This window comes from Streptomyces sp. NPDC054783 (assembly GCF_053611725.1).
On record NZ_JBSHAY010000004.1, the window covers coordinates 79,394 to 91,223 of the forward strand.

At 69.6% G+C, this 11,830-nt stretch carries 14 protein-coding genes; 6 read left to right on the forward strand and 8 right to left on the reverse strand.

Features of this window, described 5'->3' with window-relative positions:
* The first annotated feature begins 30 nt into the window (after positions 1–30).
* Together ACWGJ5_RS09925 and ACWGJ5_RS09930 are read left to right on the forward strand one after the other, a co-directional pair.
* Entirely contained in the window at positions 31–1,362 is a 1,332-nt protein-coding gene (locus ACWGJ5_RS09925) for a histidine-type phosphatase (RefSeq protein WP_453309237.1), read from the forward strand.
* 41 nt (positions 1,363–1,403) lie between these two features.
* Entirely contained in the window at positions 1,404–1,940 is a 537-nt protein-coding gene (locus ACWGJ5_RS09930; RefSeq protein ID WP_453309238.1) for a YcxB family protein, read from the forward strand.
* 5 nt (positions 1,941–1,945) lie between these two features.
* Here ACWGJ5_RS09930 and ACWGJ5_RS09935 read toward each other — a convergent pair whose 3' ends face one another.
* The 4 genes from ACWGJ5_RS09935 to ACWGJ5_RS09950 form a co-directional block, all read right to left on the reverse strand.
* On the reverse strand, positions 1,946–2,362 hold the full coding sequence (locus tag ACWGJ5_RS09935) for a Fur family transcriptional regulator (RefSeq protein WP_453309239.1): 417 nt from the start codon (positions 2,360–2,362) through the stop codon (positions 1,946–1,948).
* Between the two features lie 61 nt (positions 2,363–2,423).
* Positions 2,424–3,326: a metal ABC transporter permease gene (locus ACWGJ5_RS09940; RefSeq protein WP_453309240.1), complete on the reverse strand. Its 903-nt coding sequence runs from the start codon at positions 3,324–3,326 to the stop codon at positions 2,424–2,426.
* Positions 3,326–4,096 (reverse strand): metal ABC transporter ATP-binding protein, encoded by a 771-nt coding sequence (locus ACWGJ5_RS09945; protein ID WP_453309241.1) that lies wholly within the window; start codon positions 4,094–4,096, stop codon positions 3,326–3,328. Before ACWGJ5_RS09945 ends, ACWGJ5_RS09940 begins: the two co-directional genes overlap by 1 nt.
* Before the next feature lie 11 nt (positions 4,097–4,107).
* The gene (locus ACWGJ5_RS09950) at positions 4,108–5,067 is read right to left on the reverse strand and encodes a metal ABC transporter substrate-binding protein (protein WP_453309242.1); all 960 of its coding nucleotides are present in this window, start codon (positions 5,065–5,067) and stop codon (positions 4,108–4,110) included.
* A 184-nt stretch (positions 5,068–5,251) separates the two neighbouring features.
* Between ACWGJ5_RS09950 and ACWGJ5_RS09955 the strand changes: the two genes are divergently transcribed.
* Positions 5,252–6,634 (forward strand): glycine--tRNA ligase, encoded by a 1,383-nt coding sequence (locus tag ACWGJ5_RS09955; RefSeq protein WP_453309243.1) that lies wholly within the window; start codon positions 5,252–5,254, stop codon positions 6,632–6,634.
* A 67-nt stretch (positions 6,635–6,701) separates the two neighbouring features.
* Here ACWGJ5_RS09955 and ACWGJ5_RS09960 read toward each other — a convergent pair whose 3' ends face one another.
* Both ACWGJ5_RS09960 and ACWGJ5_RS09965 read right to left on the reverse strand, forming a co-directional pair.
* A complete protein-coding gene (locus ACWGJ5_RS09960) occupies positions 6,702–7,817 on the reverse strand; it encodes an endonuclease/exonuclease/phosphatase family protein (protein WP_453309244.1) in 1,116 nt (371 codons plus the stop codon).
* A 174-nt stretch (positions 7,818–7,991) separates the two neighbouring features.
* Positions 7,992–9,035 carry a chitinase gene (locus ACWGJ5_RS09965; protein ID WP_453309245.1) on the reverse strand — a complete coding sequence of 348 codons (1,044 nt, stop codon included), beginning with the start codon at positions 9,033–9,035 and terminating at the stop codon, positions 7,992–7,994.
* Between the two features lie 168 nt (positions 9,036–9,203).
* On the opposite strand from ACWGJ5_RS09965, the gene ACWGJ5_RS09970 reads away from it, so the two are divergent.
* Both ACWGJ5_RS09970 and ACWGJ5_RS09975 read left to right on the forward strand, forming a co-directional pair.
* Positions 9,204–10,214: an aldo/keto reductase gene (locus ACWGJ5_RS09970; RefSeq protein ID WP_453309246.1), complete on the forward strand. Its 1,011-nt coding sequence runs from the start codon at positions 9,204–9,206 to the stop codon at positions 10,212–10,214.
* Between the two features lie 26 nt (positions 10,215–10,240).
* On the forward strand, positions 10,241–10,837 hold the full coding sequence (locus ACWGJ5_RS09975; protein ID WP_453309247.1) for a TetR family transcriptional regulator: 597 nt from the start codon (positions 10,241–10,243) through the stop codon (positions 10,835–10,837).
* Here ACWGJ5_RS09975 and ACWGJ5_RS09980 read toward each other — a convergent pair.
* A complete protein-coding gene (locus ACWGJ5_RS09980; RefSeq protein ID WP_453309248.1) occupies positions 10,818–11,015 on the reverse strand; it encodes a hypothetical protein in 198 nt (65 codons plus the stop codon). The two genes, ACWGJ5_RS09975 and ACWGJ5_RS09980, sit on opposite strands and share 20 nt — an antisense overlap.
* Here ACWGJ5_RS09980 and ACWGJ5_RS09985 point away from each other — a divergent pair.
* Positions 11,014–11,364, forward strand: coding sequence for a hypothetical protein (locus tag ACWGJ5_RS09985; RefSeq protein ID WP_453309249.1), 351 nt, complete (start codon positions 11,014–11,016; stop codon positions 11,362–11,364). The genes ACWGJ5_RS09980 and ACWGJ5_RS09985 overlap by 2 nt on opposite strands.
* Positions 11,365–11,537: 173 nt before the next feature.
* Here the strand turns inward: ACWGJ5_RS09985 and ACWGJ5_RS09990 are convergent, their stop codons facing one another.
* Positions 11,538–11,762: a hypothetical protein gene (locus ACWGJ5_RS09990; RefSeq protein ID WP_228620312.1), complete on the reverse strand. Its 225-nt coding sequence runs from the start codon at positions 11,760–11,762 to the stop codon at positions 11,538–11,540.
* Positions 11,763–11,830: the final 68 nt, after the last annotated feature.

An 11,830-nucleotide genomic window follows, 5' to 3' on the forward strand; every position in this document is an offset into this window, starting at 1 on the left:
TTCACACCGGTCGCCGAGGATGCGGGGTCCATGAGACGTCTCACGCCTGTCCTCGCCCTCGGCGCCCTGCTGCTCACCGCGCTGCCCGCGCACGCCGCCGACGGCCCCGCGCACCGCGAGAGTTACGGCACCAAGGCGCCGTACGAGCCCGGGCAGAACCCGCGCACCTACCAGCAGCCCCCGGCCGGATACACCGCCGTCTTCACCGAGAACGCCTCCCGGCACGGCTCCCGTGCGGCGACCGGCAGCGAGGACGGCGACCTGGTCCTCGGGCTGTGGGACAGGGCGCAGGCCGAGGGCCGACTCACCGGCCGGGGTGAGGAGTTCGGGCCGACGGTGCGGGTGCTGACGGCCGCCATGGAGAAGGTCGGGTACGGCAACCTCAGCGAGCGCGGGCGGCAGGAGATGCGGGACACCGCGACGCGGATGGAGCAACGGCTGCCCACGCTGTTCGCGAAGATCGCCGACGAGGGCGAGAAGATCGACGTGGTCAGCTCCGGGCAGGGGCGGGCCGTGGACAGCGCGGGCGAGTACACCGGCGCCCTCGCCGCCGCCGACCCCGCGCTGAAGCCGCTGATCGGTCCCACCCGCACCGACAAGGACCTGCTGTACTTCCACAAGGCGGCGGGCGGTGCCGCGTACCGCGACTACATCGCGAACGACCAGCGCCTCAAGGACACGCTGAACGCGATCACCGACCAGCCCAGGACGCAAAGGGCCGCGCACAGTGTGCTGTGCAGGATCTTCGAGGAACCCTTCGTCGACGGGATCACCGACCAGGTGGGCGCCGCGCAGGCGATCTACAACCTGTACGCAATAGCACCGGCCATGTCCGAGGAGAGCCCCGACCCCGACGGCAGGGGCTGGGGCATGGACCGCTACCTCTCGCGCTCGGACGCGGCCTGGTTCGGCTACCTCTCCGACGCCGAGGACTTCTACGAGAAGGGCCCCGGGTTCTCCGACAGCGACATCACCTACAAGATGGCCGGCGTCCTCCTGGACGACTTCTTCCGGCAGGTCGAGGCCAAGCGCGCCGGCACCAGCGACCTCGGCGCCGAGCTGCGCTTCACCCACGCCGAGGAGATCATCCCCCTCGCCGCGCTGATGGGCCTGCCGGGCAGTACCGAGCCGGCGACGCCGGGGGAGCCGTACACCTACGCCGACAACTCCTGGCGGGGCGCGTCGGTGGCGCCTCTGGGTGCGAACATCCAGTGGGACGTGTACGAGAAGGACGGCCGTTACCTCGTCCGCATGCTCTACAACGAGCGGGAGACGCCGTTCAAGGCGGGCTGCCGTCCGATCACCGAGGGCAGTGCCTTCTACGACCTGGACGAGCTGGAGCGCTGCTTCGGGCGGGCATAAGCGCGGGCACCGGATGATCGGCTTCTGTACGATCCCGCCTCATGGTCATGGACATGGGGCGGGATGCGGTGCAGGACGTCGTGGAACTGAGATACCGGCCGGAGGCGGCGGACTTCACCTCGGCGCTGCGGGCGCGGCTGCGGGTGAGCCGGCTGGGGTGGATCTACCGGTGGACGCCCTTCGTGATGGGGTGCGGCGCCCTGGTGGAGATCATGTCGCTCGCGCGCGGGGACAAGCACTTCTCGCCCGGCATGCTGGTGTCGATGGTCGTGGCCACCGCTGTGCTGGCGCTGTCTCCGTGGTTGCAGGCCCGCGCCTTCCAACGGCTGGCCGAACAGCGGGGCGTGTTCCGGGTGGTGGTCACCGAGAGCGGCGTGTCCGTGGCGACCGACCACACCACGGCGTCGGTCGCCTGGGCCGCACAGCCACGCTACCGGGAGACGGCGCGCGTGTTCGTCCTGTTCAGCGCCGACAAGAACGCCACCACGTTCACGACGCTGCCGAAGAGAGCCTTGGCCGACCCGGCGGACGCGGACCGGCTGAGGGCGATCCTGGACCGCCACCTCAGCCGCGTGTAGCAACGTCAGCCGTTCTGCGCCGCGCAGTCCGCACACGTACCGAAGATCTCCACCGTGTGAGCCACGTTCACATACCCGTGCTCCGCCGCGATCGCCTCGGCCCACTTCTCCACCGCCGGGCCCTCCACCTCCACCGCCTTGCCGCAGGCACGGCACACGAGGTGGTGATGGTGTTCGCCGGTGCTGCAGCGGCGGTAGACGGACTCGCCGTCGGACGTGCGCAGAACGTCGACCTCGCCGGCCTCGGCGAGGGACTGGAGGGTGCGGTAGACAGTGGTCAGGCCGACCGAGTCGCCCTTGTGCTTGAGCATGTCGTGCAGTTCCTGCGCGCTGCGGAACTCCTCGGCCTCGTTCAGGGCCGCCGCCACGGCTGCACGCTGGCGGGTCGCGCGGCCCTTCACGGGCGGTCCAGCGGTCGTCACCGTTGTCTCCTCACGTCGCTTCTGCCCGGGCGGCCATTGTGCCAGCCCGGGCTGTCAGCGGTCAGACGATGATCTCGTCCCCGGCCTCTCTCGTGGCCGGAATCGTGCACTCCGCCGGATCCCCGGCGGGCTGTGCGGCGGCCGCCGCGCGGGCGCGTCGGCGGGCCAGTGGCGTGGCAAGGACCGTCAGTGCGGCGAACGCGGCGATGGTCAGCAGGACGATCGTCGCGCCGGGCGGCACGTCCTGGTAGTAGGAGGTGATCGTGCCGCTGACGGTCACGGCCACCCCGATCGCGACGGCGATCACGAACGTGGCGGTGAAGCTGCGGCTGAGCTGCTGCGCCGCCGCCACCGGCACCACCATCAGCGCGGACACCAGCAGCAGCCCGACCACGCGCATGGCGACCGTGACCGTGACCGCCGCCGTGACCGCCGTGAGGAGGTTCAGCGCGCGCACCGGCAGGCCCGTGACCCGCGCGAACTCCTCGTCCTGGCTGACCGCGAACAGCTGGCGGCGCAGGCCGAGGGTGACCAGCACGACGAACGCGGCCAGCAGACAGATCGACAGGACGTCCGACTGCGACACCGTGGACAGCGAGCCGAACAGGTACGTCGTGAGGTTCGCGTTGGATCCCGTCGGCGCGAGGTTGATGAACATCACGCCGCCGGCCATACCGCCGTAGAAGAGCATGGCGAGGGCGATGTCGCCGCGCGTCCTGCCGTACCAGCGGATGAGCTCCATGAGGACCGCGCCGAGCACCGAGACGGCGGTCGCCATCCACACCGGGGAGGTGGACAGGAGGAAGCCGAGGCCGACGCCCGTCATCGCCACGTGTCCGATGCCGTCGCCCATCAGGGCCTGGCGGCGCTGGACCAGGTAGATGCCGACGGCGGGCGCGGTGATGCCGACCAGGACGGCGGCGAGCAGCGCCCGTTGCATGAAGGCGTAGTTCAGGAGGTCCATCAGCTCAGCAGTCCCGTCCGCAGAGGTTCGGTGCCCGCCGGCGCGTGCGGGTGTACGTGGTCGTGGCCGGGCAGCGCGTGCCGGCCCACGGCCTGCGGGGGCGGGCCGTCGTGGAGGACGCAGCCGTCCCTGAGTACGACCGCCCGGTCGATCAGGGGCTCCAGGGGGCCCAGTTCGTGCAGGACGAGCAGGACCGTCGTACCGGAGTCGACCTGCTGCTCCAGCGTGCGGGCGAGCACCTCCTGGCTGGCCAGGTCGACGCCGGCCATCGGCTCGTCCATGATCAGGAGTTCGGGTTCGGCGACGAGGGCGCGGGCGATCAGGACGCGCTGGTGCTGGCCGCCGGACAGGGCGTTCACCGAGTCCTTGGCGCGGTCGGCCATCCCGACCAGCTCCAGGGCCCGGTGCACGGCTTCCCGGTCGGCCCTGCGGAAGACGCCGAAGCGGGTGCGGGAGAGCCGGCCGGACGACACGATCTCGGTCACCGTCGCGGGCACGCCCCCGGCGGCCGTCGTCCGCTGCGGTACGTAACCCACGCGCGCCCAGTCGCGGAAGGCGCGGCGCGGGGTGCCGAACAGCTCGATCGCGCCGCCGCTGACCGGGACCTGGCCGATGACCGTGCGGATCGCCGTGGACTTGCCGGAGCCGTTGGCGCCGAGCAGCGCGACGACCTCGCCGCGGTGGACCGTGAGGTCGATGCCCCGGAGCACGGGGCGCGCGCCGAGTTCGGCGGTGACCCCGCGCAGGGACATGACGGGTTCGCTGGTCATCTCGTGTCCCCTCACTTCGAGCCGAGGGCCTGCTGGAGCGCCTTGAGGTTGGCTTCCTGGACGGAGAAGTAGTCCCTGCCGCGGGACTTGGCGGTGATGCCCTCGATCGGGTCGAGGACGTCCGTCTTCAGGCCGGCGTCGCTCGCGATGGTCTTCGCGGTCCGGTCGCTGACGAGCGTCTCGTAGAAGACGGTGGTGACGCCGTCGGCCCCGGCCATCGTCTCCAGGTCCTTCACGCGTGCGGCGCTGGGCTCGGACTCGGGGTCGAGGCCGTTGACGGCCTCCTCGGTCAGGCCGTAGCGCTCGGCGAGGTAGCCGAAGGCGGCGTGGGTGGTGATGAAGACCTTGGTCCTCGTGTGCGCGAGGCCGTGCTTGAACTGCTGGTCCAGGTCGGTCAGCTGCCTGACCAGGGCCGTGGTGTTCTTCCGGTAGTCGGCGGCGTGCTCGGGGTCGGCCTTCTCGAAGGCCTTGCCGACGCCCTGGGCGACCTGGGCGTAGCGCACCGGGTCGAGCCAGATGTGCGGGTCCTCGGCCGAGGACTCCTCGTTCTTGTGGGTGTCGTGCGCGGCCGCGTGCCCGCCGACCTCGTTGCCGTGCTGCTCCAGCGTGGTCAGGGAGGCCGCGTCGATCTTCGTACCGACCGGGGACTGGGCCACCGCGTCGTCGACGGAGGGCTGGAGGTTCTTCAGGTACAGGACGGCGTCGGAGTCCTGGAGGGAGGCGATCTGCCGGGGGCTGAGCTCCAGGTCGTGCGGCTCCTGGCCGGGGGAGGTGAGACTGGTGACGTGGACGTGGCTCCCGCCGATCCGCTCGGCGAGGAAGGCCATGGGGTAGAAGGACGCGACGACGTCGAACTTGCCGGTGTTCGCCGCCTCCGCCTTGTCGCCGGAGCAGGCCGTGAGGGTGCCGAGGCCGAGGGCGGTCGCGGCGGTGATCGCGGCGGCGGGTATGAGGCGTCGTCGTACGTTCATGACAGTCATTTTCAACAAACATGGAAACCGTTGTCAATAAACGCCGGTAAGGGCCCGTGAGGGGCTGGGGGGGCGGGCTTGGGGAGGGGGCCGATTTGGTCCGGGGGGAGCCTGCGCCGGTAACCTGAATCATTCGCTGGAAGCATCTCGCTTCAACGCCCGTCGTCGTAATGAAGAGAGCACCGTGGCCGCCGACAAGATCGACACCATCGTCAGCCTGAGCAAGCGCCGTGGCTTCGTTTTCCCGTGCAGTGAGATCTACGGCGGACAGCGTGCCGCCTGGGACTACGGACCGCTGGGTGTCGAGCTCAAGGAGAACATCAAGCGCCAGTGGTGGCGCTACATGGTGACGTCGCGCGAGGACGTGGTCGGTATCGACTCGTCCGTCATCCTGGCCTCCGAGGTCTGGGTCGCCTCCGGCCACGTCGCCACCTTCACGGATCCGCTGACCGAGTGCACCGCGTGTCACAAGCGGTTCCGCGCCGACCACCTGGAAGAGGCGTACGAGGAGAAGAAGGGTCACGTCCCGGCGAACGGCCTGGCCGACATCAACTGCCCGAACTGCGGCAACAAGGGCCAGTTCACCGAGCCCAAGCAGTTCTCCGGTCTGCTCTCGACGCACCTCGGCCCGACCCAGGACAGCGGCTCCGTCGCCTACCTGCGCCCGGAGACCGCGCAGGGCATCTTCACCAACTTCGCCCAGGTGCAGACCACCTCGCGCCGCAAGCCGCCGTTCGGCATCGCCCAGATGGGCAAGTCGTTCCGCAACGAGATCACGCCGGGCAACTTCATCTTCCGTACCCGTGAGTTCGAGCAGATGGAGATGGAGTTCTTCGTCAAGCCGGGCGAGGACGAGACGTGGCACGAGTACTGGATGGAGCAGCGCTGGAACTGGTACACCGGCCTGGGCCTGCGCACTGAGAACATGCGCTGGTACGAGCACCCGAAGGAGAAGCTCTCCCACTACTCCAAGCGCACCGCCGACATCGAGTACCGCTTCCAGTTCGGCGGCAGCGAGTGGGGCGAGCTGGAGGGTGTCGCCAACCGGACCGACTACGACCTCGGCGCCCACTCCAAGGCCTCCGGCCAGGACCTCTCCTACTTCGACCAGGAGGCCGGCGAGCGCTGGACGCCGTACGTCATCGAGCCCGCGGCGGGTGTCGGCCGGACCATGCTGGCCTTCCTGCTCGACGCCTACGTCGAGGACGAGGCGCCGAACGCCAAGGGCAAGATGGAGAAGCGGACGGTGCTGCGCCTCGACCACCGTCTGGCTCCGGTGAAGGTGGCCGTGCTGCCGCTGTCCCGCAACCCCGAGCTGTCCCCGAAGGCGAAGGGCCTCGCCCAGGCGCTGCGGCAGAACTGGAACATCGAGTTCGACGACGCCGGCGCGATCGGCCGCCGGTACCGCCGCCAGGACGAGATCGGTACGCCGTACTGCGTGACCGTCGACTTCGACACGCTCGAGGACAACGCGGTGACGGTGCGGGAGCGCGACTCGATGAAGCAGGAGCGCGTGTCGCTGGACCAGATCGAGGGTTACCTCGCCGGCCGCCTGCTGGGCTGCTGACGCAACTCCGGCCTTTTCCGCCCACCCACCGCCGGACTCGTCCGGCCGGTGGGTGGGCGTTTTTCGGCTACAGGTCCAGGTCCACGTACAGCGCCGCGTGATCGGATGCCTCGTCGGTCTTCGCCGTCACGCTGCCGAAGTGGTTCGGGTGCGCGAAGATGCCCCGCGTCTCCAGGCCCACCTTCTGCACTTTCGACCACAGAGCCGGCGGAAGCAGGATGTAGTCGAGCTTGTCCCGCTTCTCGTGGCAGGTGCCATGTGTGCCGGGATCACCCTGGTAGGAGGGATGGCCCATCACATCGCGCAGTTCGGGGGTGCTGCCCAGCAGCACCCCGACGGGCTTGCTGTCCGGCGAGTCGTTGAGGTCTCCGGCGACCACGACGTTCTGGGTGCGCTTCTGGGCGGCCCGGTAGATCTCCGCGACCCGTTCCGCCTGGGCCAGGCGCAGCTCGGGATCGTCGTTGAACTTGCTCTTGAGGTGGTTGCCGAGGATCACCAGCGTCTCCCCGTTGCCGAGCTGGATCTCGTACTCGGGGCAGTCGCGGCTGAACAGGCGCTTCGTCGGGTCCGCCGGGTCGGGGTCGAAGATGTGCGGCCGGACGGAAACGATGGGGAAGCGGCTGAGGATCCCGATGTCGATGCCCCGCGGGTCGTTGCCGTCGATCAGCATGTTGAAGGGGTACGGCTGTCCGCCCAGCCCCAGGACGTGCTCGTTGAAGCGCTCCAGGGTGAGCCGGTCCTCGACCTCGGGCACCAGCAGGACGTCGGCGTCGACCTCTTCGATCACTCGCCCGGTGTTGCTGACCGCGGTCATGTCCAGGTCGGCCTGGCCGAGCTCGGCCCAGCCGGCCCATGCGCCGCGGCCGGCGGCGCGGATGACGAGCTGCGTCGGCTGTGACCCCGGCGGAGGCGTGTCGAAGAGCCCGCTGTTCTTCCCGGGGCGGTTCTGGTTGACGTAGATCGGCGGGGGGTTGTCCGGGTCGCTGCTGTACGCCCGGTGCTTCAGGACGAGCGCCGAGATCTCCTGCTTGTCCGCGTCGGTGTACGTCTCCTTGTCCAGGAGAGTGACCAGCCGGTCGAAGTCGTCGAGGATCTGCTTGCGCTCGGCCGCGTCCGAGAGGCGGAAGACGGATGGGCGGCGGAAGAGGTTCTCGGTGTTGAAGGTGGCGATACGGACGGCCATGGCGAGCCTCCCTCGGGCGGCGCTGGAGCACCGCACGGCCGGCGGCAGGCGCCGCCGAAGTGACTGCTCGCCGACAACCCCCATTCTCCGAGGGGTGGCGAACCGTGTCCACCGGAGCCGAACCCGCCACCGTGCCGCACGTGCCGGCCACCGCCATCGGACTCGCCGCCCTGCTCAACGGCCCTGCAGGGCCTTGACGTTGTCGCCGAAGGTCCAGTTCTTCGATCCGTCCCAGTTGATCGACCAGGTCATCAGGCCCTTGAGGGACGTGCCGTAGTGGTTCAAGGCCTGGGCGACGAGGGACGGTGACATGTAGCCGCCGCCCGCGCCGGGCTGGGCGGGCAGACCCGGGACCTGCTTGTCGTACGGCACCTTGATCGTGGTGCCCTGGACGACCAGCCCCCTGTTCAGGCAGTCGGTCTGCGCGGTGAAGCCCGCGACCGTGCCGGCCTCGTAGGAGTCGCCGGAGCAGCCGTACATGCTGCCGTTGTAGTACTGCATGTTCAGCCACCACAGCCGGCCGTTGTCGGCGTACTTCTTGATGATCGGCAGGTATGCGCCCCAGATGGAGCCGTAGGTGATGCTGCCGCCGGTGACGTACGCGGTCTCGGGGGCCATCGTCAGGCCGAAGTTCGACGGCATCTGCGCGAGGATGCCGTCGATGATGCGGATCAAGTTGGCCTGGGACGTGGACAGTTGGCTGATGGTGCCGCTGTTCGTCAGGCCGGTCTCGATGTCGATGTCGATGCCGTCGAAGTCGTACTTCTTCAGGATCGGGACGATCGTCGCGACGAAACGGTCGGCCACGGCCGTCGAGTTCAGGTCGATGCCGGCCGCCGCGCCGCCGATGGACAGCAGGATCGTCTGGCCCGACGCCTTCGCCGCGCACATCTCCGCGGGCGTCGCCACCTTCACGCCGGTGTCCATGCCGTCCTCCCACAGGGCCGTGCCGTCGGAGCGGATGACCGGGAAGGCCGCGTCGATCACGTTGTAACCGTGCGCGGGGATGCGGGAGTCGGTGATCGGGGTCCAGCCGAAGGGCGGATGGACGCCGTTGGCGGAGCCGTCCCAGTTCTCCCAGTACCCCTGGAGCACCTTCCCGGCCGGCCGGGACTTCACCGCGCAGGTGTCGGCCGCGGAGGCGGTGGGGGCGGTGGCGATTCCCAGAGGGATGAGGACGGCCGTGGTGAGCGCGGTGGCGAGCAGACGTCTGATCATGCGAGGCCTCCCGGTGGGGGTGCGGTGAGGTGTCGTAGGCATGACAATGCTCTGGTCCAGACCTCTCGTCAATAGGTCTGGACCAATCGACAGCCCGCGGACTGCCCGAATGTCAAAGTTGGACTGACAGATATTGAAATCTGTCAGCTGTCATGCAACAGTGGAGCCATGACGATGCGAACCCGAACCCTCGGAACCACCGGCCCTGTGACCTCCCCCCTCGGCCTCGGCTGCATGGGCATGTCCGCGCTCTACGGCGACGCCGACCGCGCGGAGTCCGTCGCGACCATCCACGCCGCCCTGGAAGCGGGCGTCACCCTGCTGGACACCGGCGACTTCTACGCCATGGGGCACAACGAGATGCTGATCGGCGAGGCCCTGCGCACCGCCCCGGCCGCCCTCCGCGAGCAGGCGCTGACCAGCGTGAAGTTCGGCGCCCTGCGCGACCCGGACGGCAACTGGAGCGGCTACGACGGCCGCCCCGCCGCCGTGAAGAACTTCGCCGCCTACTCCCTGCAGCGCCTCGGCGTCGACCACATCGACGTCTACCGGATCGCCCGCCTCGACCCGGCCGTGCCGATCGAGGAGACCGTCGGCGCCATCGCCGAACTGATCGAGAAGGGCTACGTCCGGCACGTCGGCCTGAGCGAGGTCGGCGCCGAGACCGTCCGCCGGGCCGCCGCCACCGCCCCGATCGCCGACCTGCAGATCGAGTACTCGCTGATCAGCCGGGGCATCGAGCAGGAGATTCTGCCCACCACCCGCGAACTGGGCATCGGCATCACTGCGTACGGCGTGCTCTCCCGCGGCCTGATCTCCGGCCACTTCTCCCGCGACCGGCAACTGGCCGCGAACGACTTCCGCGCCCACACGCCCCGCTTCCAGGGCGAGAACCTCCAGCACAACCTGAACCTGGTCGAGGCCCTGCGCAAGATCGCCGAGCAGAAGGGCGTCACGGTCGCGCAGATCGCCATCGCCTGGGTGCTCTCGCGCGGGGAGGACATCGTGCCGCTGGTCGGCGCCCGCACCCGTGAGCGGCTGGGCGAGTCGCTGGGCGCGCTGGACGTCTCCCTGGAGGCGGCCGACCTGGCGGCGATCGAGCAGGCGGTACCGGCGGACGCGGCGGCCGGCGACCGCTACCCGACCGCGCAGATGGCACACCTCGACAGCGAGCGCTGACCGTGGCTCCAGGTACGGTCTAGGGCATGGCACCGCCCACCGAGCCCCTGACCGCCGAGCGCATCCTCGAAGCGACCGAGGAGGTGCTGCGCCGCCACGGCCCGGCCAAGGCCACCGTGGTCGACGTGGCCCGCGCGCTCGGCGTCAGCCACGGCAGTGTCTACCGGCACTTCAGCACCAAGGCGGCACTGCGCGAGGCCGTCACCAAGCGCTGGCTGGACCGGACGTCGGAGAAACTGGCCGTCATCGTCACGGCGGACGGCACTCCCGACGAGCGGCTGCGGGCCTGGCTCGCGGCGCTGTTCGAGGCCAAGCGGCACAAGGCGGGCGACGACCCCGAACTCTTCGCCACCTACACGGTGCTGACCGACGAGAACGGCACGGCGGTCGGCGAGCACATCGCCGACCTGACCGCACAGTTGACCCGCATCATCGCGGACGGGGCCGGGCCGGGCACCTTCCCGGTGCCCGACCCGGCCGCCGCGGCCCGAGCCGTCTTCCAGGCCACCGGCCGCTTCCACGACCCCTGCTACGCCCGGGAGTGGAAGGCTCCCGGAGTCGACGAGGAGTTCACGGCCGTCGTGGACCTGCTGATACGGGGTCTCAGCTCACCGTCACGGTGACCGGCGAGGACTGGAGGGTGCCGGACGTGGTCGTCACCCGCACGTGATGGGTGCCCTTGTTGGTGAAGGTCCGCTTGATCGTGTAGCGGCCGCTCCTGCTGGCGACGGCCCTGTAGTTGAGCGTGGTCCACTTGCCGTTTTCCAGGTGCTGGAGCACGAGCGTGGAGCCGCCCCTCATGCCCGTGACCCGACCGGTGAACACCACGCTGTTCCCGACCTTGATGGCCGTGCGGCTGGCCGCGATGGTGATCGAGCCCATCATGGGCCGCGTGCGCGACGGTCTCATGCTCGGCATGCCGGTGCGGGTCATGGAGGGCCTGGTGGTCGGCATGCCGGTGCGGGTCATGGAGGGCCTGGTGGTCGGCATGCCGGTGCGGGTCATCGAGGGCCTGGTGGTCGGCATGCCGGTGCGGGTCATCGAGGGCGTGGGAGTGGGGGTCGGCGTGCTGGTCGCGGCGAATGCTCCGGTCGTACCGCCGGAGAACAGCGCCACGGAGAGAACCCCGGCGCCCAGCGCGCGGCCGTAGCGGTGATGGCGGAGTACGGAGGTCATGTTCATCTCCTGTCGCTCGATCGGACGTCTCCCAGGCTGACCCGACTTCGCTCCGTCGGCCACTCGGGACGCTGCGTAACCGCCGATCCGATCAAGTAAGAGCGCAGGTCAGTGCGGATGGCCGGGTCCTTTTCCGGACCCGCGCGCTCAACGGGAGGGCTGCCGGTCCGCCGCCGGATCGACCGTCGCCTGATGGGCCTCGGCCAGATGCTCCTCCGCCTTCAGCCACGGCAGGAACTGGGCGCCTCTGCGCCAGCCGCACGTGTCGCATCTGATCGTGCGCTGCACCCCCGTGCGCTGCACGCGCACGACGTGCTCCCGGCCGTGCTGGTCCCAGCGGCTGACCTTGCTCGTGCTGTTGCCCTGCGGCATGACGCCTCACGTCTCCTCGACTCCTGTGGCACACCCCGGCCGGGACAGGAGTGTGCAGCAAGACGAAC

Excerpts from the sequence above, each read along its gene's own strand:
- ACWGJ5_RS09940 (WP_453309240.1), bottom strand. The coding sequence starts at position 3,326 with ATGGACCTCCTGAACTACGCCTTCATGCAACGGGCGCTGCTCGCCGCC.
- ACWGJ5_RS09990 (WP_228620312.1), bottom strand. The coding sequence starts at position 11,762 with ATGCCGCAGGGCAACAGCACGAGCAAGGTCAGCCGCTGGGACCAGCAC.
- ACWGJ5_RS09950 (WP_453309242.1), bottom strand. The coding sequence starts at position 5,067 with ATGAACGTACGACGACGCCTCATACCCGCCGCCGCGATCACCGCCGCG.
- ACWGJ5_RS09930 (WP_453309238.1), top strand. The coding sequence starts at position 1,404 with ATGGTCATGGACATGGGGCGGGATGCGGTGCAGGACGTCGTGGAACTG.
- ACWGJ5_RS09980 (WP_453309248.1), bottom strand. The coding sequence starts at position 11,015 with ATGAGGGGCGGCTCCACGCTCGTGCTCCAGCACCTGGAAAACGGCAAG.
- ACWGJ5_RS09960 (WP_453309244.1), bottom strand. The coding sequence starts at position 7,817 with ATGGCCGTCCGTATCGCCACCTTCAACACCGAGAACCTCTTCCGCCGC.
- ACWGJ5_RS09975 (WP_453309247.1), top strand. The coding sequence starts at position 10,241 with ATGGCACCGCCCACCGAGCCCCTGACCGCCGAGCGCATCCTCGAAGCG.
- ACWGJ5_RS09945 (WP_453309241.1), bottom strand. The coding sequence starts at position 4,096 with ATGACCAGCGAACCCGTCATGTCCCTGCGCGGGGTCACCGCCGAACTC.
- ACWGJ5_RS09985 (WP_453309249.1), top strand. The coding sequence starts at position 11,014 with ATGCCCGTGACCCGACCGGTGAACACCACGCTGTTCCCGACCTTGATG.
- ACWGJ5_RS09970 (WP_453309246.1), top strand. The coding sequence starts at position 9,204 with ATGACGATGCGAACCCGAACCCTCGGAACCACCGGCCCTGTGACCTCC.
- ACWGJ5_RS09965 (WP_453309245.1), bottom strand. The coding sequence starts at position 9,035 with ATGATCAGACGTCTGCTCGCCACCGCGCTCACCACGGCCGTCCTCATC.
- ACWGJ5_RS09925 (WP_453309237.1), top strand. The coding sequence starts at position 31 with ATGAGACGTCTCACGCCTGTCCTCGCCCTCGGCGCCCTGCTGCTCACC.